General features: G+C 31.4%; 25 protein-coding genes and 1 tRNA gene. 12 read left to right on the top strand and 14 right to left on the bottom strand.

Annotated features, from left to right (window positions below):
• Nucleotide 1 precedes the first annotated feature (1 nt).
• From L3X39_RS07965 to nqrF, 4 genes are read left to right on the top strand one after another with little or no spacing between them, the layout of a single operon-like run.
• Entirely contained in the window at nt 2–748 is a 747-nt protein-coding gene (locus L3X39_RS07965; protein WP_237231246.1) for a Na(+)-translocating NADH-quinone reductase subunit C, read from the top strand.
• A gap of 3 nt (nt 749–751) precedes the next feature.
• Entirely contained in the window at nt 752–1,399 is a 648-nt protein-coding gene (locus L3X39_RS07960; protein ID WP_237231245.1) for an NADH:ubiquinone reductase (Na(+)-transporting) subunit D, read from the top strand.
• A gap of 34 nt (nt 1,400–1,433) precedes the next feature.
• On the top strand, nt 1,434–2,177 hold the full coding sequence (gene nqrE, locus L3X39_RS07955) for an NADH:ubiquinone reductase (Na(+)-transporting) subunit E (protein ID WP_237231244.1): 744 nt from the start codon (nt 1,434–1,436) through the stop codon (nt 2,175–2,177).
• Nucleotide 2,178: 1 nt separating this feature from the next.
• The gene (gene nqrF / locus L3X39_RS07950) at nt 2,179–3,486 is read left to right on the top strand and encodes an NADH:ubiquinone reductase (Na(+)-transporting) subunit F (RefSeq protein WP_237231243.1); all 1,308 of its coding nucleotides are present in this window, start codon (nt 2,179–2,181) and stop codon (nt 3,484–3,486) included.
• An 87-nt stretch (nt 3,487–3,573) separates the two neighbouring features.
• On the opposite strand, the gene L3X39_RS07945 is transcribed toward nqrF, so the two are convergent.
• The 6 genes from L3X39_RS07945 to L3X39_RS07920 form a co-directional block, all read right to left on the bottom strand.
• Entirely contained in the window at nt 3,574–4,026 is a 453-nt protein-coding gene (locus L3X39_RS07945; RefSeq protein WP_237231242.1) for a Na(+)-translocating NADH-quinone reductase subunit F, read from the bottom strand.
• A gap of 108 nt (nt 4,027–4,134) precedes the next feature.
• The gene (locus tag L3X39_RS07940; RefSeq protein WP_237231241.1) at nt 4,135–7,359 is read right to left on the bottom strand and encodes a CHAT domain-containing protein; all 3,225 of its coding nucleotides are present in this window, start codon (nt 7,357–7,359) and stop codon (nt 4,135–4,137) included.
• Nucleotides 7,360–7,373: 14 nt separating this feature from the next.
• The gene (locus tag L3X39_RS07935) at nt 7,374–8,093 is read right to left on the bottom strand and encodes a tetratricopeptide repeat protein (protein WP_237231240.1); all 720 of its coding nucleotides are present in this window, start codon (nt 8,091–8,093) and stop codon (nt 7,374–7,376) included.
• Nucleotides 8,094–8,097: 4 nt separating this feature from the next.
• Nucleotides 8,098–8,676 (bottom strand): RNA polymerase sigma factor, encoded by a 579-nt coding sequence (locus L3X39_RS07930; protein WP_237231239.1) that lies wholly within the window; start codon nt 8,674–8,676, stop codon nt 8,098–8,100.
• Nucleotides 8,677–8,955: 279 nt separating this feature from the next.
• The gene (locus L3X39_RS07925; protein ID WP_237231238.1) at nt 8,956–9,720 is read right to left on the bottom strand and encodes a hypothetical protein; all 765 of its coding nucleotides are present in this window, start codon (nt 9,718–9,720) and stop codon (nt 8,956–8,958) included.
• A 214-nt stretch (nt 9,721–9,934) separates the two neighbouring features.
• Nucleotides 9,935–10,447 (bottom strand): hypothetical protein, encoded by a 513-nt coding sequence (locus L3X39_RS07920; RefSeq protein ID WP_237231237.1) that lies wholly within the window; start codon nt 10,445–10,447, stop codon nt 9,935–9,937.
• 91 nt (nt 10,448–10,538) lie between these two features.
• On the opposite strand from L3X39_RS07920, the gene L3X39_RS07915 reads away from it, so the two are divergent.
• Together L3X39_RS07915 and L3X39_RS07910 are read left to right on the top strand one after the other, a co-directional pair.
• Complete coding sequence (locus tag L3X39_RS07915) at nt 10,539–10,916, top strand: DUF8840 domain-containing protein (protein ID WP_237231236.1); 378 nt, start codon at nt 10,539–10,541, stop codon at nt 10,914–10,916.
• Nucleotides 10,917–11,891 carry an FAD:protein FMN transferase gene (locus L3X39_RS07910; RefSeq protein ID WP_237231235.1) on the top strand — a complete coding sequence of 325 codons (975 nt, stop codon included), beginning with the start codon at nt 10,917–10,919 and terminating at the stop codon, nt 11,889–11,891.
• Here the strand turns inward: L3X39_RS07910 and L3X39_RS07905 are convergent.
• From L3X39_RS07905 to gpmI, 5 genes are all read right to left on the bottom strand, one after another.
• Nucleotides 11,888–12,655: a class I SAM-dependent methyltransferase gene (locus tag L3X39_RS07905; protein ID WP_237231234.1), complete on the bottom strand. Its 768-nt coding sequence runs from the start codon at nt 12,653–12,655 to the stop codon at nt 11,888–11,890. The genes L3X39_RS07910 and L3X39_RS07905 overlap by 4 nt on opposite strands.
• A 6-nt stretch (nt 12,656–12,661) precedes the next feature.
• Nucleotides 12,662–12,979 (bottom strand): cupin domain-containing protein, encoded by a 318-nt coding sequence (locus L3X39_RS07900; RefSeq protein WP_237231233.1) that lies wholly within the window; start codon nt 12,977–12,979, stop codon nt 12,662–12,664.
• A 2-nt stretch (nt 12,980–12,981) separates the two neighbouring features.
• Entirely contained in the window at nt 12,982–13,800 is an 819-nt protein-coding gene (gene map, locus L3X39_RS07895; protein ID WP_237231232.1) for a type I methionyl aminopeptidase, read from the bottom strand.
• A 100-nt stretch (nt 13,801–13,900) separates the two neighbouring features.
• Nucleotides 13,901–14,305: a BT0820 family HAD-type phosphatase gene (locus L3X39_RS07890; protein ID WP_237231231.1), complete on the bottom strand. Its 405-nt coding sequence runs from the start codon at nt 14,303–14,305 to the stop codon at nt 13,901–13,903.
• A gap of 48 nt (nt 14,306–14,353) precedes the next feature.
• Complete coding sequence (gene gpmI / locus L3X39_RS07885) at nt 14,354–15,871, bottom strand: 2,3-bisphosphoglycerate-independent phosphoglycerate mutase (protein ID WP_237231230.1); 1,518 nt, start codon at nt 15,869–15,871, stop codon at nt 14,354–14,356.
• Nucleotides 15,872–16,117: 246 nt separating this feature from the next.
• Between gpmI and L3X39_RS07880 the strand changes: the two genes are divergently transcribed.
• Complete coding sequence (locus tag L3X39_RS07880; RefSeq protein ID WP_237231229.1) at nt 16,118–16,507, top strand: ankyrin repeat domain-containing protein; 390 nt, start codon at nt 16,118–16,120, stop codon at nt 16,505–16,507.
• Between the two features lie 73 nt (nt 16,508–16,580).
• Here the strand turns inward: L3X39_RS07880 and L3X39_RS07875 are convergent, their stop codons facing one another.
• Together L3X39_RS07875 and L3X39_RS07870 are read right to left on the bottom strand one after the other, a co-directional pair.
• Nucleotides 16,581–17,348, bottom strand: a complete 768-nt coding sequence (locus L3X39_RS07875) for a M48 family metalloprotease (protein WP_237231228.1) — start codon at nt 17,346–17,348, stop codon at nt 16,581–16,583.
• 70 nt (nt 17,349–17,418) lie between these two features.
• On the bottom strand, nt 17,419–17,739 hold the full coding sequence (locus L3X39_RS07870) for a GNAT family N-acetyltransferase (protein WP_369411629.1): 321 nt from the start codon (nt 17,737–17,739) through the stop codon (nt 17,419–17,421).
• Between the two features lie 215 nt (nt 17,740–17,954).
• Between L3X39_RS07870 and L3X39_RS07865 the strand changes: the two genes are divergently transcribed.
• Together L3X39_RS07865 and L3X39_RS07860 are read left to right on the top strand one after the other, a co-directional pair.
• The gene (locus L3X39_RS07865; protein ID WP_237231226.1) at nt 17,955–18,380 is read left to right on the top strand and encodes a GNAT family N-acetyltransferase; all 426 of its coding nucleotides are present in this window, start codon (nt 17,955–17,957) and stop codon (nt 18,378–18,380) included.
• A 51-nt stretch (nt 18,381–18,431) separates the two neighbouring features.
• Nucleotides 18,432–18,504: transfer RNA gene (locus tag L3X39_RS07860), tRNA-Gly, on the top strand.
• A gap of 29 nt (nt 18,505–18,533) precedes the next feature.
• Here the strand turns inward: L3X39_RS07860 and pepE are convergent.
• Nucleotides 18,534–19,241: a dipeptidase PepE gene (gene pepE, locus L3X39_RS07855; RefSeq protein ID WP_237231225.1), complete on the bottom strand. Its 708-nt coding sequence runs from the start codon at nt 19,239–19,241 to the stop codon at nt 18,534–18,536.
• Between the two features lie 114 nt (nt 19,242–19,355).
• Here pepE and L3X39_RS07850 point away from each other — a divergent pair, with 114 nt between their 5' ends.
• The 3 genes from L3X39_RS07850 to L3X39_RS07840 are packed head-to-tail and all read left to right on the top strand — an operon-like array spanning nt 19,356 to nt 21,510.
• Complete coding sequence (locus L3X39_RS07850; protein WP_237231224.1) at nt 19,356–20,162, top strand: carboxypeptidase-like regulatory domain-containing protein; 807 nt, start codon at nt 19,356–19,358, stop codon at nt 20,160–20,162.
• On the top strand, nt 20,146–20,949 hold the full coding sequence (locus L3X39_RS07845) for a peptidase associated/transthyretin-like domain-containing protein (protein ID WP_237231223.1): 804 nt from the start codon (nt 20,146–20,148) through the stop codon (nt 20,947–20,949). Before L3X39_RS07850 ends, L3X39_RS07845 begins: the two co-directional genes overlap by 17 nt.
• A 57-nt stretch (nt 20,950–21,006) precedes the next feature.
• A complete protein-coding gene (locus L3X39_RS07840) occupies nt 21,007–21,510 on the top strand; it encodes a DUF6702 family protein (RefSeq protein WP_237231222.1) in 504 nt (167 codons plus the stop codon).
• Nucleotides 21,511–21,558 lie beyond the last annotated feature (48 nt).

Below are 21,558 nucleotides of genomic sequence, written 5' to 3'. Positions count from 1 at the left end.
GATGGAAAATAGAACAGATAAAAATTCATATACTATATTATTTGCTGTTGGGATGGTGTTAGTTGTTGGTGCTTTATTAGCATTTGCGGCGTCATCATTAAAACCAAATATCGATGAGAATAAAAGATTAGAAAAGCAACAGAATATTCTTTATGCTATGGGCGTAAATGAAAATGATGAAAGTAGCGCTAATTTTGTTTCTACAACTGATGCCCCAGAATTGTTTAATAAATACATTACAAAACAATTAGTGATTGAAGGAGATAATGTTACTGAAAATGATCAAGCCTATTTAATAGATGTAAAGAAGGAACAAGCAAATGCTAAAGCTGGTAAGGTTAGAAAATTACCATTGTTTGTTGGAGAAAAAGATGGTAAAACCTATTACATCGCACCAATATACGGTAAAGGCCTTTGGGATGCCATTTGGGCTTATGTTGCTTTGGACGAAGATATGGTAATACAAGGCGCATATTTTGACCACAAAGGAGAAACTCCAGGTTTAGGTGCTAACATTAAGCAACGTTTCTTTATGGATGATTTTATTGGTGAGCATTTAAAAGATAACGGGACTTTTAAAGGAGTTACGGTGGCTAAAGGAAATGCAGATCCAAAGAATACAAATAAAACAGATAATGAGGTAGATGCTATAGCGGGAGCAACCATTACAGGTGATGGAGTAACAGCTATGATAAAAAGCGATTTAAAGCTTTATGTACCTTATTTTGAAAAATTAAAAAACAATTAATTTATGGGCTTACTTTCAAAAAAAGACAGCAAATTAATATTAGACCCATTAGCGGATAATAACCCAATTACTATTCAGGTATTAGGTATTTGTTCTGCATTGGCAATTACAGCAGAGTTAAAAGCTTCTATTGTAATGGCTGTTTCAGTATTATTTGTTTTAGGCATAGGAAACGTGGTTATTTCTTTAATGAGAAACATTATTCCATCAAAAATTAGAATTATTGTACAGCTAGTTGTTGTGGCTGCTCTAGTAATTATTGTAGACCTTGTATTAAAGGCTTTTGCATACGAGTTAAGTAAAACCTTATCCGTTTTTGTTGGTTTAATTATTACTAACTGTATCATCATGGGACGTTTTGAGGCGTTTGCTTTAGGAAATGGTCCTTGGCGTTCATTTTTAGATGGTATTGGTAATGCAGCAGGGTATGGCGCAATACTTATTGTTGTTGGTTTCTTTAGAGAGTTATTAGGTTCGGGAACTTTACTAGGATTTAAAGTTTTAGGAGATCCTATTGAAAAAACAGGATTGTATGCTATAGGTTACGAAAATAACGGGTTTATGTTACTATCGCCAATGGCACTTATAGTAGTAGGTATTATTATTTGGGTACAACGTAGTAGAAACAAAGCATTAATTGAAGATCATTAATAATTCAGATTTCTGAATTTATAATAAAGAATAAATGGAACATATAGAATTATTTTTCAAATCAATATTTATAGATAACATGGTGTTTGCAACATTCTTAGGAATGTGTTCTTACCTTGCTGTATCTAAAAAAGTAAGTACTGCTGTTGGTTTAGGAGCTGCGGTAATTTTCGTATTGGCTATTACAGTACCTTTAAACTGGTTACTAGACCAGTATTTGTTACAACCAGGAGCATTATCATGGTTAGGTGCTGAATATGCAGATTACGATTTAAGTTTCTTATCATTTATCATGTTTATTGCAACTATTGCAACCATGGTACAATTGGTAGAAATTGTCGTTGAGAAGTTTTCACCTTCATTATACAATTCACTTGGTATATTCTTACCACTTATTGCGGTAAACTGTGCTATTTTAGGAGGCTCATTATTTATGCAGTCTAGAGAAATACCAACTTTAGGGTTGGCATTTAATTATGGAGTAGCTTCAGGAATTGGATGGTTTTTAGCCATTTTAGCTATTGCCGCTATTCGTGAAAAAATCAGATATTCAAGTGTACCGCCTGCGCTAAGAGGTTTAGGAATAACATTTATCATTACTGGTTTAATGGCTATAGGATTTATGAGTTTTGGAGGTATGCTAACAGGAGGTGATGAGGCGCCAAAGGAAGAAAAAACAGCTTCAGTACAAGAAGAAACAAATGAAAATATTGCATTGAATTCATCTGAAGCTTCTGAGGATAAAGAAATAGCTAACAACATAAAAGAAAATGAATAGTATGATTTTAGCAGCAGGTACATTAGGAACAATTATAGCAACAGTAACAGCTTTTTTAATCATTACATTGTTGTTAGTAGCTTTACTATTGTTTGTAAAACAAAAGTTATCTCCATCGGGTCCAGTAAAAATCACTATCAATGGGGAAAAGGAAATTGAGGTAGCCTCTGGAGGAACATTATTATCTACTTTAGGGAATCAAAAAATATTTTTACCATCTGCCTGTGGTGGTGGTGGAACTTGTATACAATGTGAATGTCATGTATTAGAAGGTGGAGGAGAAGCTTTGCCTACTGAAACACCACATTTTACACGTAAAGAATTGCAACATGGAGCTCGTTTAGCATGTCAGGTAAAAGTAAAACAAGACATGAATATTACCATTCCTGAAGAGGTATTTGGTATAAAAAAGTGGGAAGCAACTGTAGTTCGTAATTATAATGTTGCCTCATTTATTAAGGAGTTTGTTGTTGAAATTCCTGAAGATATGGGTTATAAAGCTGGTGGCTACATTCAAATTGAAATACCACCATGCTCAATTAAATATGCGGATATAGACATTACTGCTCACCCAGAGGAGCATGAAACACCAGATAAGTTTCAAGCAGAGTGGGATAAATTTGGTTTATGGCCATTGGTAATGAAAAATGATGAAACAGTAGAAAGAGCTTACTCTATGGCTTCTTATCCGGCAGAAGGGCGTGAAATTATGTTAAACGTTCGTATTGCTACGCCGCCATGGGATCGTGCTAAAAATGGTTGGATGGATGTAAATCCTGGTGTTGCATCATCATATATTTTTGCCCAAAAGCCAGGTGATAAAGTTACTATTTCTGGTCCTTATGGTGAATTCTTTATTAATGAATCAAATTCAGAAATGCTTTATGTAGGTGGTGGAGCAGGAATGGCACCAATGCGTTCTCATTTATATCACTTATTTAAAACTTTAAAAACAGGACGTAAAGTTACCTATTGGTATGGAGGACGTTCTAAACGTGAATTATTCTATATCGATCACTTTAAATCTTTAGAGAAGGATTTTCCTAACTTTAAATTCTATATGGCATTGTCTGAACCATTGCCGGAGGATAACTGGAAGGTAAAAGAAAATATTGATGCTCCAGGAGATGGATTTGTTGGATTTATTCACAACTGTGTAATTGATAATTACTTAAATCACCACGAATCACCAGAAGACATAGAATTATATTTCTGTGGACCACCGTTAATGAACAAAGCAGTTCAGAAAATGGGAGAAGATTTTGGTATTCCAGATGAGCATATCAGATTTGATGACTTTGGAGGATAGGTGTGAAGCGTCATACTGAACTTGTTTCAGTATCTCATTATAAAAAAACCCAACAGATATGTTGGGTTTTTTAGTTTATGGAAAGTTTTAATAAGGTAGCTGATATTTAGGTTTTTCATTTTCAAACTCAAAAAGTTTCGAGTAGTCCATGATATTATTAATATTATCCAGTTTGCATAAATACTCCATCACTGCTGTAAGACCATTAAACAAAGCTTCTTTATCAGCTGAACTTTTTGGTTTTTTGTTTTTGTGGTGAAGTGGCAGCTGGTAACCACAAGCTTTTAAAAAAGTTGCTTCAATTTGTAATAATTCTAGGGGAGAGTAGCCATTAAATTTTCTACCGAGTGTTTGATGTACTTTTCCAACATAATTTAGTTCAAGAGAACCGTGATCGTTTGAAAGATGTTTCCAACTGTCCGTATTATTTAAAATATTTCCAACAGCACAGTGTTTACAACATTCGGGGTTTAATTCGTTAGCATGAAAGGCAACATATAGTTTTTTTATAGCTTTCTCTAAACGCGATGAGGTTTTCATGTTTTTTTATTACTAATGTACCAAAAAAATCAATTCCCTAAAAAAGATCAATTTCCTATATGTATAATTATTAATTGATTTAGCTATTAAGATAAACCTTAAAACTTCTTATTTTCTTCTTTTAAGAAAAAATACTAAAGCAAGAATTATAAATACTGTAACAAGTATGTACCATATTAAATATGAAGTTATTTGTAAATCTATTGGAGCAGTATCCCCTATTAAAACTAAACCAGCCCAATATTGAGGAGCAACGGTTCTGCCTTCAGCATTGACGATATAATCAATTTTTGCTTTTTGTAAAGCTTGATCTTTTGGTAATCCGTTTTTAATATTGTCGTAAAATAATTCAATTATCTTAGCACTGGACTGTTCATCAATTTTCCACAAACTAGTTAATATACTTTCGCTACCAGCATAATTAAAAGCGTGTGCTAATGAAATCATACCTTCTCCAGCTTGGTATGATGGTTTTCCTGTTTCGCAAGCAGTTAAAATGGCTAAATTAGAATTTAAACTTTCGTTATAAATTTCATATGTGTAAAGAGAATTATTATCGTTGGGATTGTTTTTTGCAAAAATTAAACGTGACAATTCTGGAGTTATATTGTTAGATTCTGCATGTGTTCCTATATGAATTATTTTATGCTCATTAGCTTCATTTTTAAATATTTTTTTCGAAGCATTTTCATTTATAAAGAAAGATCCGTTAAATAAGCGAGAATATTTTTTGGCCAAATCAACACTAAATGGTTGGGGTAATAAACTTAAGTAAGTCTTATCAACAGAAACAGAATCGGTAATGGCAACCCTATAATCTTTTTTCATTTTATCAGTGAACTCTGGAGCAAAGGCGATAAAATCATTTTGATAATTTATCGTTTTTTTATTCTTGTCTAATAACAACAAACTGTAATTATAAGAAATGCTATGTTTAGATAATAAACTCATAGTTCCTAATTCTTTAAATGAGCTTATTTTTTTTGGAGTTAAGGTTTCAAAACTTAAGTTGAATAAAGCACCATCTGGAATAATGATAATATTTTCGGTTTTTATTTTATGTTCAATTGGCTTCCATAATTTTTGGTATAGCTCGTGCAGTATTATACTTATAGATTTAATACTTGATTGATTTTCAGATAATTCTGAAATATAATTACTTATATTTTCAGTATCTACTTTAAAGATGTCATTACTATTAGCAGAAAGGACGACTACGTATAAATTTTCGTTTGCAAATAAATATCGTATTACTGTAGTGTTTTGCTGAATTTTTTTGTGAATATCATTTAACGGTTCTTCAATTGTTGCATAACGCATTTTATAATATTTAGGATACGTTTGTTTTAGTGAATCTAAAAATATTTTCCAATTATTATTTTTTTCGAAAAAAGATTTAAAACTGCCGTCATCATTTTTAATAGATGTACTAAGCTCATGTTTTAATAGGTTTTCACGGTCCAATATAGCTTTTGGAATATTTGCAAAAGTTATATTATTTTTTAAGTTTAATCGTGTTCTTATTCTATTATAAATACTTGACTCATGAATAGTTAAGAGCTTAATTAGATAATCTTCTTTATTTGTAAGATGAAATAAATCTAATAGTAACTGTTTTGAAAAATTAAAAAGTTCGTTGTTTTCAACAATTAGCAAGCTTAGATCGTCATAGGATTTAGTAATAGATTTGCGTTGTTCAAGAATTTTAATACTATTGTTTATTTGCTTTAATAAATCAATTAAAAAGCTTTCTGAATGCTCGGTAGCTAAATAGTATTTAGACTTCACATTAACTAAAATAGCTTTTGGTTTTTTAAATTCTTGTTGAATTGAATCTGAAAGTGTCTGAGACTGTAGTTTATTTTCAGAAAAAAATTCAAGTGCCTTATTACTGTAACTCAAGGCATCATTGTATTTTTTCAATTCAAAATAAACTTCAGCCATATTTACAGTATGATGAAACTGCATTAAAGTGTTTTCAAATTCATTTTGTTTAGTGTAATTATAAGCAGAAGTAGCTAGCTGTAAGGCTTTTTTAGAATCATTAATTTTGGCATAAAATTTAGACATTTCGATAATTGCATCTAAGCGATCTATTGAATAACTTCCGTCAAAAGTTTTATTGTACAGTAGCTCACTTTCTTCATACATTTTTTTTGCTTCATTAAAATTGTTTAAAGCTCTATAAATTGAAGCGCGTATGGAAAGAGTAAAACTATGTACGAGACTAAAATTGCTTGGTGATTTATTAATAACATCGAGCGCTTTATCAGCATATACCGCAGCTTTTTTAAAATCTTTTACTTTTAAATGCATGTGGGCAAGAATTACTAATGAAAACACAACATTAGGATCATCAGTTTTTAAAAATTTTAATTTCTCTTCGTATGAATATAAGACCAATTCAAGAGCTCGGTTATATTCACCTATACCCTCATAAAAGGTACTTAAATTGTCAATTGTTGCAAGACGGTACCTTTTAGCTCTTAATTTTTTCGACTCATCATTTGAAACATTTATAAATTTTTGAAAATCATAAATTGCATCTGTAATAAATTCTATAGCTTTATCTGTTTTACCTATATTTTGATAATTAAGCGAGATATTATTATTAACTATTGCTTTCCAATAATCTCTATTAACCTCAGTACTATCCATTGCGGTTAATGTTTTTAGAGCTTTTTGATAATAATGAATTGAGCTGTCTATTTGGGTTAAGCTCGATTGTAATCGACCAATAGAATTATAAGTGTTGTATAAATTTATTAGATTTTGATTAGGGGAATCTTCTAATATTCGTTTTGATTCATAAAGATGATTTTTACCTTCCATAACTCTTCCCAAATTAAGAGAAGCGGTTCCCAAATTATAGTGTAATTGGGATATTTTAGAGCTTTTATCTTTTTTTATAAATTTTGCATATTCTAAAGCCTCGTTATTAACCTCATACACTTTATCGTGTTGTCTTGCGTTAAAATAGATATTTGATAATTGAATTAGTGCGTCGGTTGTGATGTTATTATCATTTAAACTCTTTAATTCATTTACAAATAATGTAGCCTTTTTTATAGCTTCTTGGTAATTTCCTTGAGCTAAATTATAGCTCCCAACTAAAGGGATGTAATAGGTTAAGGAATCATAATTTTTTTGTAATCTAAGATACTCGATTTGTGCTTTTAATTCTTTTTCAGCAAGCTGTAATGAGTCATTTTTTATCAATTCTTCAATGTATGAAATACCATCAGTTGTATTGTTTTGCGCTTGTGATTTTAGCGAAATAATTCCTAGAAGCAGAATTACAAAACATACTTTATAGTATTTTATCCGAGTCATTTTGATCAGAGAATTTAATCGGTCAGTTTTGAAATAAGTTCTTGTCCAACATCCGTATTGCTTAAATCAAGATGTTTTCTGGCACGTTCTATATTACCTTCCTTCAAATAGGCTAAGCCCAAATAATAATGAGCATCGTTCAAAAAAACACTTTCTGGTTTTTGAATGGTGCTTTTAAGGTATGGAATCGCTTTAAGTTCATTTTTATTGGCTAATTGGGCAACACCCAAAAAGTAATTTATTGTATCGTTATTAGGTTTGTTTATTTGTAGTTTTTCCCATTTAGAAATGGCCAATTCATAATCACCATGTTTGTAGTTTACCATAGCATCATAAAACTCAAAATTAAGACTAGAACTCATAGTGGTTGGTAATCCAGGATCTGGTGTAAAATATTTTGCATATAGTTTTTGATTGGATGGTTTTCCGAAAAACCAATAACTGCCCAAACTAATAACAACTACAGCTGCTACAGCATATTTTGTAAATTGTAAAAATCTAATTTTCGATGTTGCTTTAGGGATATCTTTATGAAACTCATCCAATTGTTCTTTTAATGATTGAGTTTCAATGCCAAGAAACAGTATTTTAATGTCTTCAACTTGGGTTTTGAATTCTGGATTACTTTCTAGTTTTTCTACAAAAAGATGTCGTTCATCCGTACTCATTGAATCGTTGTAGTAACGTTCAATAGTTTCTAATAATTCTTGTGATATATTATTATTTGGGTTCATGCTATTATTCGATTTTTAGGGCTAACTCTCTTAATTTTTGCATGCATCTATATTTTTTATTTCTCGTAGATGCAGCATCTAACAGAAACTCGTCTGCAATATCCTTCATAGATTTTTTTTCGAAATAAAACTTAGTTAGAAGTGATTTACAAGGTTCACCAAGATTTTTGAAAGTATGCATGATTTTATGTAATCGCTCGGTTTTCAATTTGTCATCATTAGTTTTTTCCGAAAAATCATCAGCTGGCTCAAAGTGCCTAAGTTTAGAGGCACTTGATATTTTCTTAAAATCATTAGAGCGTAAATAATCCATCCATTTGTTTTTTGCAATGGTATATAAATAGGCTTGTAAAGCGGTATCATTTTTTGGCACAAATTTATCGTTCTTTACATGAGTCCAAACGGCAATAAAAGCATCTTGATAAATATCTTTAGCATAATCAATTGAACCACTGTTTTTTAATATGAGTGTTTCAATTTTTTTGTAATTAGTTGTGTAAAAATGTTTTAAAATATTAGAATCGTTCGATTTGATGGCATAAACGAGTTCTGATTGATTTAATAATTTTAATGATTTCCCCATGAATTAATAGCTAGGAGAAATATACAATTATTTCAATTTATCTCAAACACCTGACTATTAAATGATTTAATATTTCGGTTATCTACGTTAAATTGATTCTTTCTTTTTTTTCATAAGCTATTTTTTTGTTTATAACTTTCTGCTCCTATATTGTATAAACTGAATTTGTGTTTTTTATTCAATTTAAATACCATTATTTTTTACAACAAGTGGATTAGAAGCAGAACGTTAATAAATGCAAAATAAGCCCTTTCGAAACTATCAGTTTGATATTGCTTTTTATTGAACATTTGGATTGTCAGGTTCACTATCAAATATATCTGGAGTCCCATCCCCATCTCTATCTGAGAGGCTATCTCTGTCACTTACCAATAATTGAAAACTAAGTGGTAAGAATATGTCCATGACTAAGTTGTTATATTCAGTTGATGGACCTGCTGAAATAGATAATACAGCTGATGCAGGTAACCCTTGTACTTGCGTTACAATTACATACACTAACGCTGTGAAATTGCCAAATCTTAGTAATCGACCACTATATGTCATATTTAGTGGACTGTCTAGAGGTTTTGTAACTGAGCACAATACATCATCAATGTTTTGAATACCATAAAAATTTAACATGGTATTTATCTCTCTACTAATAATACTAGTTACTGATGTGTTTTCGGCAAACGTAGATAATGGGACGTACCTCCAAATAACTGCATTATCATTACGTATAATGTTTACACCTAAAGATGCGGTTTGTAAATCTTGGTCTTCAAAAGCTGTATACCCTTGTGGCAATATTAATCCTAAATATGGATGTTGGCTATGAATAAATTGGGGCCCTGGATTTGCTAGAACTGGTATTTGTGATAAAGGAGCAGGAATACCATTAGCATAATCCCAATAAATAGCTGTTGGACCGGATACATTCTGGCAACCTTGTTTTGATATGGCATTTTCAAGATTATTATTATTAGCAACCGAATTATCAGGGCTACATGCTGCAAGTAATATTATTATAGCCAAAAGAAAGTATAATTTTATTGCTTTCATAATTTTGATTTTTATTGTTTTTTATACATTCGAAGTCATTAAAAACATTTTAATTCTCGTTGATTCTCTCTTTCAAATTTCCTTGGGCAATATTTGGAGTGAAATGAACATTAGGAATGAACTTATTAGTAAATTATCTTTCGAGTCTTCAATTGACCGTAAAGCTTTTTATTTTTTTACAAAAAACTAAATGATCTAGTTTTAGAAAGACTTATTATTCAAATTCAATAGTGATATCCATTTTACCTCCGATAGATATTAATCCGTCTATATTAGCTTGTCTCGTCGTTCCAGAAATAAAGTTGCAAGGTCCAACGTCAAAAGGAGGCATTATTATACCTTGACAACCATTTTTAAGTGCGGCAATATTGTATTTTCCATCAATTACCCCATTGTTATACCCATCAGTAGTTTCGTGCATAAAAGCTGGGTCGGGAATAGGATCTCCAGGTAGCCAACTTATTGTATAATGTAAGTTTGAGAAATCAGTACCATAAAATTTGGCAGTATACTTTTTAGCTTTTGGTTCAACATCAAAAACCGCTAGTGCATACGATGCCGAACCTTCCCAACCCTCTACGGTTTGTGGTATAGGATAACTTCGGTAAGTAAAATTATCAATTGTAAATGTGATAGGTTCTTGAGTTTCTTGTGAACCTGAATCATCGGAAGTGCAGGATGTTAGTATAAGCAAGAAAATAACTAGCAATGAGAAATGTGTTTTCATAATATTCAGTTTTTTAAGTTAGACTTTTATTTTACATCGTAAGAGATTAAAAATGTCATCACGTCTTCAACTTTTATATTATTTTTGTAGCATGAGCAAACCACTTACAGAACAAGAACTACATAACCTAGCCATGAATCATGTGGGTAATGATTTAGAAAAGCGTGGATTTGAGTTTATAGCCATTAATAGTAAACTTAAAAAACACCCGCAGTTTGTATGTATTGATAAAACAAACCAATATTTTTTTGTGATTGTAAGAGCCGTAATATTACCAGAAAACCCTAATAATTATGATGTAATTTGGATGGAAAGTTTTAAAAAACATGCGCGGGAAAAAGATGCCAAAGTATTATATGCAGGTGTAGGACTTGGCAATCCTAATGGTGAAGAATTACCCATATATCTTAACGAAGAGTATTTAATTGAGTACAACGGTATTCAAGTGCTTGAAACTAATTTAAACTAGATGAAAAGATATTACTTGGTTTTTCTTTTTTTGTTACTGGTTTCGTGCAAAAAGGAATTCAAAAACACTAAGGTTTCAGGGCAAGTTTTTGGAACTAGTTATTCTATTATTTATGGTTCTGAAACCAATTTTGAAAAGCAATTCGATAGCTTATTTTATGTTATCAATAAATCATTATCAACCTATCAAACTAATTCTATTATTTCAAAATTAAATAGAAATGAAAGTAATGAAGTTGATGAACATTTTATTGAAGTTTTTCAAGCTTCAAATTATATTTATAAGGAAACCGATGGTGTTTTTGATCCTTCCATTGGTGTTTTAGTGAATGCATGGGATTTTGGTCCCGAAGGAAAAATAGTTAACCTAGATAGCCTTAAAATTGATAGTTTAATGCAGTTTGTTGGTTTTAACAAAGTATCTCGAGTAAATAATAAAATTATAAAACCTAAAGAGTTGTTTATTGATTTTAATGCCATTGCAAAAGGATATGGTGTTGATGTAATTGGAGAGTTTCTTGAATCTCAAAATATTAAAAATTATTTAGTTGAAATTGGTGGTGAGATAAGAGCAAAAGGGATAAATGAAGAAAAGCAAAGTCTGTGGAAAGTAGGCGTTGAAAACCCTAATTTTGATGGTGAACAATCTATTTTAAGGGCTATTCATTTAAAAGATGAATCGATGGCAACATCGGGTACTTACAGAAAGTTTAAAGTGGATGAAAATGGTAATCGCTATGCACATATAATTGACACCAAAACTGGATATCCGAGTAAAACTAACTTGTTGAGTATATCGGTAATTGCTGAAAACTGTATGATTGCGGATGCTTATGCCACAGCTTTTAAGGCTATGGGTATCGAAAAGGTAAAGAGGTTTTTAAATGAGCACCCGGAATTAAAAGTTTTTTTGATTTTTGAAAATGAAAAAAATGAATTAGAAACACTTTCGATAAATGGCTTTCCGGAGGATTAAGATTTTTGCACGACAGGAATAATTTCTCCTTTTGCTAACGCATATTTATGAATCTCTTCATCTGAAAATTTTGAAGTATAATCCACTTCATTAACTTTAAATCCAACAGCACGAAGTTTATCGAAATAATCACGACCATAAACGCGAACATGGTCATATTGTCCAAATATTTTTGCACGTTCTTTTTTATCTGTGATTGTATTATCCTCAAAAGTAATAGCTCTATTTAAGTCCTGCGGAATTTGAAATATTCCCATACCACCAACTTTTAAAACACGATACAATTCTTTCATGGCTTTAGTATCATCAGGAATGTGTTCCAAAACATGATTACATAATATCACATCAAATTCATTATCATTAAAAGGAAGGTTACATATATCTGCTTTTACATCTGCTAAAGGTGAGTTTAAATCTGTTGTTACATAATCTAGATGTTTCATTTTTTTGAAGCGTTTATAAAAAGCTTGTTCTGGTGCAAAATGAAGCACTTTTTTTTCAGAAGTAAAAAAATCAGTTTCATTCTTAAGGTACAACCAAAGCAATCTATGACGTTCTAAACTTAGCGTTGACGGTGATAGTACATTATTTCGTTGATTTCCATACCCATAAGGTAAAAAGGTTTTGAAACTTTTTCCGTCAATAGGGTCAGTATATGTTTTTCCTTTTAAAAAAAACGCTAAAACTGGCCTAATAAGATAACTTAACCTGATTAGTAAAGGTCTGGGAATGGTGTTGAGTATAATTTTGAAAATTTTTTTCAAAGGCGATTATTTATAATCTTCACGCACAGGATAAAAAGTATCAATTACAACACAATCTGTTAAAGCAAAAGCACTGTGTGTAGTGTTAGAAGGGATAATAGTAATGGAATCCGATTCTAGTACTTGGGTTACGCCGCCAATAGTCATCTGTAATTTACCCGATATTATTTGAGTAATTTGCTCATGAAAATGAGAGTGTGCAGGCAATACGGCGCCTTTTTCTATGCTAACTAATCCAACAGTATTGTTGTCAGTATGAATATATTTGCCTTTAATACCATCTATTAGTATTCTGTCCGCTATTTCTGAAAATTTTAGAGTCATGGTTATAAAACTAAGGCTTGTTGTCTAAATACATTTTCCTCATCACTTTCAATTCCTAAGGCTTCATAAATGTAAGCGAACGTTGAAAGCAATTCTGGTTTGCCATCAATCAAGGCAACGTCATGTTCAAAATGTGCACTTGGTTTATTGTCAAGTGTTGTTATAGTCCAGCCATCTCTATGTTGCTTAATGCGATGCGTACCCATATTAATCATAGGTTCAATAGCTACCACCATACCTTCAATAAACTTTTTGCCTCTACCACGTTTACCATAATTAGGCATTTCTGGATCTTCATGCATTTTTTTACCCAAACCATGACCAACCAATTCTCTAACAACACCATATCCATAATCTTCGCAATATTTTTGAATGGCATAACCAACATCGCCAACGCGATTGTTCGCTTTAAATTCTCTTATACCTACGTATAAAGATTCTTTAGTTACTTGAAGAAGTTTTTCTGTTTCAGGGTCAATTTCACCAACTGCAAATGTATAAGCATGATCGCCATAAAAACCATTTTTTAAAGCTCCGCAATCAATAGAAATGATATCACCCTCAACCAATGGGGTTCCGTTTGGAATGCCATGAACTACCTGAGAATTAGGACTCATACAAAGAGTATTAGGAAAATCATAAAGTCCTAAAAATCCTGGAATCGCATCGTGGTCTCTTATAAACTCTTCAGCAATTTTATCTAATTGAAGCGTAGTAACACCAGGTTTGATGGCTTTTGCAACTTCCCCTAAAGTTTTAGACACAATCAATGCACTTTCACGCATTAATTCAATTTCTTCTCTGGTTTTAACTATAATCATACTAAAAAATAATGGCAAAGATACTTAAAAATGATATTATAGCTCACTAGATAATGAGTAAGCCATTAAATCTTAAACAGAAATAAAGTTTTTGGAAGATTTATTTTAGAAAACTAAAAAAGCCTTTTTTCTTTTCAGGAATTTGCGGGGTTTCATTGGTTAGCATTTGGTAAATTTCGCCCCAACCAGGGAATCCACCTATATTTCTATCATCAATAAATAAGTCAGCATGTATTTTTCTACTTACATCATTTTTGAATTTTTCCTCTGGAAAACTATTGTTCACCGCGTAGAAAACAATGCCGTTTTCCTCGCAGAATTTTACAGCTTCGTCTAACCGATCTCCATTTCTGTAAGTCCATAAAATAAGCATATGTCCTTTAGATTGTAACTTTTTTAAAGTTTCAAATGCAAAAAGCATTGGTTTTCCTATGTTAGGGTAGGCATCTTCTACAATGGTACCATCAAAATCGACAGCAATAATTTTACGACGGCTAAAATTCATTTAGATTTAAGACTTGAGTTTATTCAAAAATACAACAATTTTTATTTATTAAATCAAACTGTGTCGGGTCATCGCTTCTGGCTGTGGTACACCCATTAGTTTTAATATTGTAGGCGCTATATCTCCTAATATGCCACTCTTTATTTGAGTTAATTTATTGTCAATTAAAATAACAGGTACAGGGTTTGTTGTATGTGCTGTGTTTGGTGAACCATCTGGGTTTATCATGGTTTCACAATTGCCGTGGTCTGCAATTAATATAGTGGTATAACCATTTTCTAATGCTGTTGTTACCACATCTTTCACACATTCATCAACAGACTCACAAGCCTTAATTGCAGCTTCCATAACACCTGTATGCCCAACCATATCGCCATTTGCAAAATTCAAGCAAACAAAATCAACATCACCTTTTTTTAATTCTGGTACTAAAGCATCTCGTAATTCGAAAGCACTCATTTCGGGTTTTAAATCATAGGTAGCTACTTTTGGAGAGTTTCTTAAAATACGAGTTTCGCCATTAAAAGGCGTCTCTCTACCACCTGAAAAGAAGAACGTTACGTGCGGATATTTTTCTGTTTCTGCAATTCTTATTTGCTTTTTATTATGCCTTTCTAAAACTTCACCAAGAGTTTCAGTTAAGTTATCTTTATTGAAAATAACGTTTACATTTTTATAAGTTTCGTCGTAATTGGTGAGGGTTACATAATGCAAATCTAATTTATGCATGTTTTGCTCATGAAAATCGGTTTGTGATAAAGCTTCGGTTAGTTCGCGTCCACGGTCAGTTCTAAAATTAAAAAAGATAACCACATCACCATCTTTAATTTTTGTTACGGGTTCGTTAGAATTGTCAACCATTATAATGGGTTTTATAAACTCATCCGTAATATCATTGTTATAACTTTTCTGAATAGTTTCAGTAACATTTGTTGATTTTTCACCAATCCCATTTACCATGGCATCATAAGCTAATTTAACACGTTCCCATCGTTTATCTCTGTCCATGGCATAATATCTGCCAGTTACTGTAGCTAGTTTTCCGTTTGTTTTTTCTAAATGACCTAGCAATTCTGTAAGAAAGCCATAACCCGATTTAGGATCTACATCACGCCCGTCAGTAAATGCATGAACGTAAGTATTTGTTAATCCAAAATCATTGGCTGCATCGAGCAATCCAAGTAGGTGATTAATGTGTGAGTGTACACCACCATCGCTCAGTAATCCTAAAAAATGAACATCTTTATTGTTTGTTTTGGCATAATTAAAGGCGTCAACCAAAACTTTTTCTGTATTAAGTGTTTTATTTTGAACAGCTAAATTAACCTTTACTAAATCTTGATAAACAATTCTACCAGCACCTAAGTTCATATGTCCAACTTCACTGTTACCCATTTGCCCTTCAGGTAAACCAACGTGTAATCCATCTGTCCTGAGTGTTGCATGAGGATATTTTGTGTAAAGAGAATCTATAAAAGGTGTGTTTGCATGGTCTATGGCAGAAACTTTAGGATCGGGAGAATTTCCCCAGCCATCTAGTATCATTAAGATAACTTTTTTATTCATTTTGGTAAAATTTAATGCTTCACAAAGATAATTAAGTTTCATATAAAAAAGGTAAAATATCTTGTAAATGCCAGAGTTTTCAAGCCTTTTTGCATTTCTTTTAATTTTTTTCTATTTCGTTAATTAAATGTGAATTAAAAGTTAAAAATGTGTTATAAATGATTTTTTGTGTAACAAATCAAATTTTTATGCGTCTATTTAATATATCAAAAAACGAATCATTAAATCAAATTAAAATCTTTCATCATGAAAAAAACAATCATTATTTCCGCAATTGCGTTATGCTTTTCTATTGTAAGCGTTAACGCTACCCCAATTTCTGACAATGTTAAAACTAGCGATTATGAGTACTTTTTTAAAGTAAACTCATTTTGTGTGTCTATTGCTAAAGGCGATTTAGAAACTGTACAAAAGCTTATTGCCAGAGGAGCAGATGTAAACGAAAAATCTAATGGAATGACACCTGTAATGTATGCTGCCAAATTTAATAGAACAGAAATCTTAAAACTGTTAATTACTCATGGAGCTGATTTAAAGGCTAAATGCGATAAGAAAAAAACTGCTTTAGATTATGCTGAATTGCACGGAGCAAAAGATACTGCAGCAATTATTAAAGAAGAGTTATCAAAAAAATAATAAATAATTATAAAACAATAATTATTTGAGCTAGTCACTCGCAAAAAAAGCCTTTTTAAAGGGCTTTTTTTTATTACTGATTTTTATATTTTCTGATGGCTTCGCGAATTTTTTCTATACGATTATCAGGATCTGGATGCGTACTTTGAAATTCAGGTACTCGGTTTGGGCCAGCAGCATCCTTTAAAACTTCCATAACTCCAATCATTTCTTCAGGATTATAACCAGCTTTGAGCATAAATAGAACGCCTAATTCATCACTTTCAAGTTCGTCATCTCTACCATTTGTTAGTAAGGTGTTTTGACCAATGCCACTTATAACTCCACCCATATCTGCTCCAACGGATCCTGCCGTAACAAGTCCTTGCCAATATTCGCTTTCAGCAATGCGTTCTGCGCTATGCCTTCCTAAAACATGTCCAATTTCATGTCCCAACACACCTGCCAATTGGTCTTCGTTTTCAAGTTTCGAAAAAAGTGCGTAGGTAATAAATACTTGACCACCAGGAAGGGCAAAAGCATTTATGGTATTTGCATCTGCAAGTAAATGAAACTCATATTTATAGGGTGTTTCTCTTGCAACACTATTGTTTACAAGTTTATTCCCAACGTTATCAACTAAAGCTTGGTATTGGTTGTTTTCATGTAAACCACCATGTTGCTGTGCCATTTGTGGTGCACTTTGTAAACCAATGGCTATTTCTTCGTTTGCCGACATAGATATTGTTTGAGTTCTACCAGTATATGGGTTTACCTCTTGTTGACTACACCTCTTGAAAACAAAAAACAAAGCAATAGCAGCACCAATTAACAGTCGGATTTTTAAATTTCTACCTCTCATTTTGAATTTTATTATGGTATTAAAGCTACAAAATTTTGAGTAATACTATACATATGTTTTATTTATGATGTTAACTATCCAATTTTTTAAACATGGCATGATGTATACCTATATCCTTTATATTAAAAGCATCCCCAATAATCTGGTAGCCATTTTTTTTATAAAAATTTACAGCAGCTTCTCTGGCGTTACACCAAACAATATCAATACTCATATTTTTTAAAAGCTTTTCACCGTAATTTAAAATAATGTTGCCTATACCTTTCCCTTGAAATTTTTGCAGAACTGCCATACCACGAAGTTGATATTGATTTTCATAAGGAATTTGTGCAGAATTATTTTTAAAAAACGAGCAAATACCAACCAACTCTTTACCTAAAAAAATGCCTATATGTATAGTTGTTTCAAGGTCGTCACCATCAAAACAACAAGTATCAATTGGTTTTCCAATTCTTAAAACAGGATGTCTAACCTTATAAGTTTCCCTTGAGCTTATAACTTTAATATTATAATCTGAATTTTTTATAGCTACGTATTTAGAATTTAATATTTCAAACTTAAAAATATTTTAAAGAATTATTACCTTCACATAAAACTTATTTATTTATGGCTTTTGTTTTTAAAATTATAGAAAGTAACAACATAAATTTAGTGATTCCTTTGGTTGAAAAACTAAATGAATATAAAATTTCTTTTGAAGTTTTAGAACAAAGGTTTTCTGAAATGATTAAGCAAAATTATGAATGTGCCGTAATTTTTGATGACGATAAAGTAGTTGGTGTTAGTGGCTTATGGTATTGTACAAGACATTATTCAGGTAGAAGCGTAGAACCAGACCATGTGTATATTGACGAAGCTTACCGAGGTAAGGGTTTAGGCAAAAAGTTCTTTAAATGGATATATGATTATGTTTTGAGTAAAGGTTACGAAGCTGTGGAACTAAATACCTATGTTAGTAATCACCCATCACACAAATTTTATTATAATGAAGGCTTTAAAATTTTAGGGTTTCATTTTTTAAAAAAGCTCTAGAATTTTTGTAGTAGAATAGAAACAGATTATATATATTTGTGCAGTATTATTGCGGGAGTAGCTCAGTTGGTAGAGCGTCAGCCTTCCAAGCTGAATGTCGCCGGTTCGAACCCGGTCTCCCGCTCAAAAAACTTCATAAAATATGAAGTTTTTTTATTTTAAATGATTCAGTTCTGTTTCAGGATTTACTTCGTAGGGCATCTTATTATATTCGAAAATACGAGCGGCTAAATGACCTTTTAATATTATAGAGTTGCCTTCAACTTTTAACCAACTTCCTTCTCTTAACCCTATAACAGGTGGTGTATTAAAATTATGAAACTCTTTTATTCGGGTTTCTCTCGTTTCACCCATGTGTTCACTGTTTATATTAGGGTCTAGATAATGTGGATTAATATTAAAAGGCACTAAAGCCAGTGCATTAAAGTTTGGTGGATATACAATAGGCATATCATTAGTGGTTTTAATCGTTAATCCACAAATATTGCTACCAGCACTAGTGCCTAAATAAGGGGTTCCTCCTTTAACAACATTTTTTAAAACCTCCGTTATATTATTTTTATACAGTTGGTAAGTTAGTACAAACGTGTTGCCACCACCAACAAATATGGCTTCGGCATTATTTATGGCTTCCACCGGATTTTCAAAAGAATGAATCCCTAAAACAGATTTATTAATTTTTTTAAAAGCGTTACTTACTTTTTCGGTATAGTCATCATGCGAAATGCCACTTGGTCTTGCGTAAGGGATAAATAAAATAGTGTCAACATTTTTAAAAAAAACGGTTAATTCATCTAAAATATAATCTAAATAGCCACTGCCATGAATAGTCGAAGTACTAGCAATAATTATGTTTTGCATTCTTAAATATTTTAATGTAAACTTACTTAAATTAAGTATTTAACAAAACATTAAAAGCAATTTACCTTTTCTTTAAGATTTTAAATGCTTATTTTATACTTTAAACTAAACACATTGAAACTAAATTTACTCATATTAATTCTTATTTTATCACCAATAGCAATGCATTGTCAAACTATTGAAAGGGTGGAAGTTAAAGGTGTTATTCTATCCAAAACCAATGATGTTGAAGCTATAACGGTGTTTAATAAATCCTCCAATAAGGGAACTATTACGGATGAAAATGGAGCTTTTATGATTGAGGTGGCTGAAAATGATAACATCGAAATTTCTGCTTTGCAATTTCAAAGTGTTACAATTAAGGTAGATAAAGAGATTGTAGAATCTAGGCAGTTAAAAATTCAATTAATAGAACAGGTTAATCAGCTAGATGCAGTTACTTTATCATCAGGACTATCAGGCAATTTAGAAACTGATATTACCAATGTAAAAGTAGTGAAACTTACGCCAATTGATTTGGGAAATATGAATGCTTTAAATATGGATGATGATAGAGCGTTTGATAATGCGGTTATTCAAAATCATTTAGAAGCTACGTTTAACCCAGAAGCACGAAATTATTTGCCAGATTTGGTAAAAATATTTGATTTGTTAAAATCAAAAAACAAACCTAAAAGACCTCAAAGCAGTAATTTGCTAAAAGATAGCGAACAACCTAAAGATGTATCAAGTGTCTACACCCATAAATATATTAGCGAAATTTTTAAAATTCCAACAGAACAGGTTGAACCTTTTATAGCATTTATGCAAAATAAAGGAATTAACCCAGAGCTTTTAAAACCAGAAAACGAGATGCAATTTATAGCTTTCTTGTACAAGCAAAGCGATTTGTTTTTAAAACTTAATGATGTTAAAGAGTAAGTACTTAATAACATTAATAGGGTTGATTAGCTTTTGGAATATTAATTCTCAAACTATTGAAATATCTGGAAAAGTTGAGAGTAAAACGGATGTTGAAAATATTCATGTCATTAATACAACTGCTAAATTTTTTACGGTAACAAATAAATCGGGAGATTTTAATATCACTGCAAAATTAAACGATACCATCGTTTTCTCATCTATTCAGCACAAACCTAAAGAGGTAATAATTTCAAAACAAATCATTTCAACCAAGGTTATTTATGTGTATTTAGAGGAACTAATTAATGAGTTAGATGAAGTATTGGTGGGCAAAATATTAACAGGAGATTTATTATCCGATATTAATAATACTGAAGGTGACCCACCTATTAATTTTTATGACGTTGGTATTCCCGGTTATAAAGGGAAACCTGCAACACAAAGTGAAAGGCGATTAGCAGAAGCGGGTATATTTAAACCTCAAATGCTTTTAGGACTTTTAGGAGGAGGAATACCTCTAAACCCTATTTTAAATGGTATTTCTGGAAGAACAAAAATGCTAAAAAATAGAGTTGATGTTGAAGAAAGAGAAGCTTTAATGCAACGTATTAGAATTAGATTGTCAAAAGATTTTTTTTATATGTATCCGCTTCATGAGGATTTAAAAATGGATTTTTTCTATTTCTGTGCCGATGATGAAAATTTTCTTAAAGCGTGTAAAAACAAACTCGATGTTGAAGTTCTAAATTTTTTAAAAATGAAGTACAGCCAATATATGGAGAATGTAAATTCTACAAAAAACTAAACGTTTTGGAATGCTTTTTGAACAATCAAAATAATTACTTTAGCAAAAATTTATTAAATGAATCTGTCTAAGTTATTTGTTTTCTTATTTATTATTCCGCTTTTTGCATTTACCAGCATACACAAATACTATGTAAGTGTGACACAAATAAATTATGTACAAGAAAAAGAATCTTTACAAATAATTTCTAGAATTTTTATTGATGATTTTGAAAACTTGTTACAGGAACAATACGATGCCAATATAATATTAACCGGGAATGATGAACCCGATATAGCTAACACGTACATTGAAACCTATTTAAAGGAGAAAATCACTATTAAAATTAACAACCATAATGCAAATGTTAAGTTTATAGGAAAAGAATATGATGGCGATATTATGCGTTGTTACTTAGAGGTTGAGGGTGTAAAAAACATCAATTCTTTTGAAATAAGTAATCAGGTTTTGTTTGATATGTTTGAAGATCAACAAAATATTATAAAAACTAAAATCAATTCTAAACAAAAAAGCATTATTCTAAACTCCAAAAGTAAAAATATGGTGTTAAAGTTTAATTAAATTAATCCTTCAAGCGTTAAAAAATTATTAATTTCGGGCGATTTTAGT

The organism is Flaviramulus multivorans, from assembly GCF_021728415.1.
GTDB classification, from domain to species: domain Bacteria; phylum Bacteroidota; class Bacteroidia; order Flavobacteriales; family Flavobacteriaceae; genus Sabulilitoribacter; species Sabulilitoribacter multivorans.
This window is presented reverse-complemented; position numbering and strand designations above follow the sequence as displayed.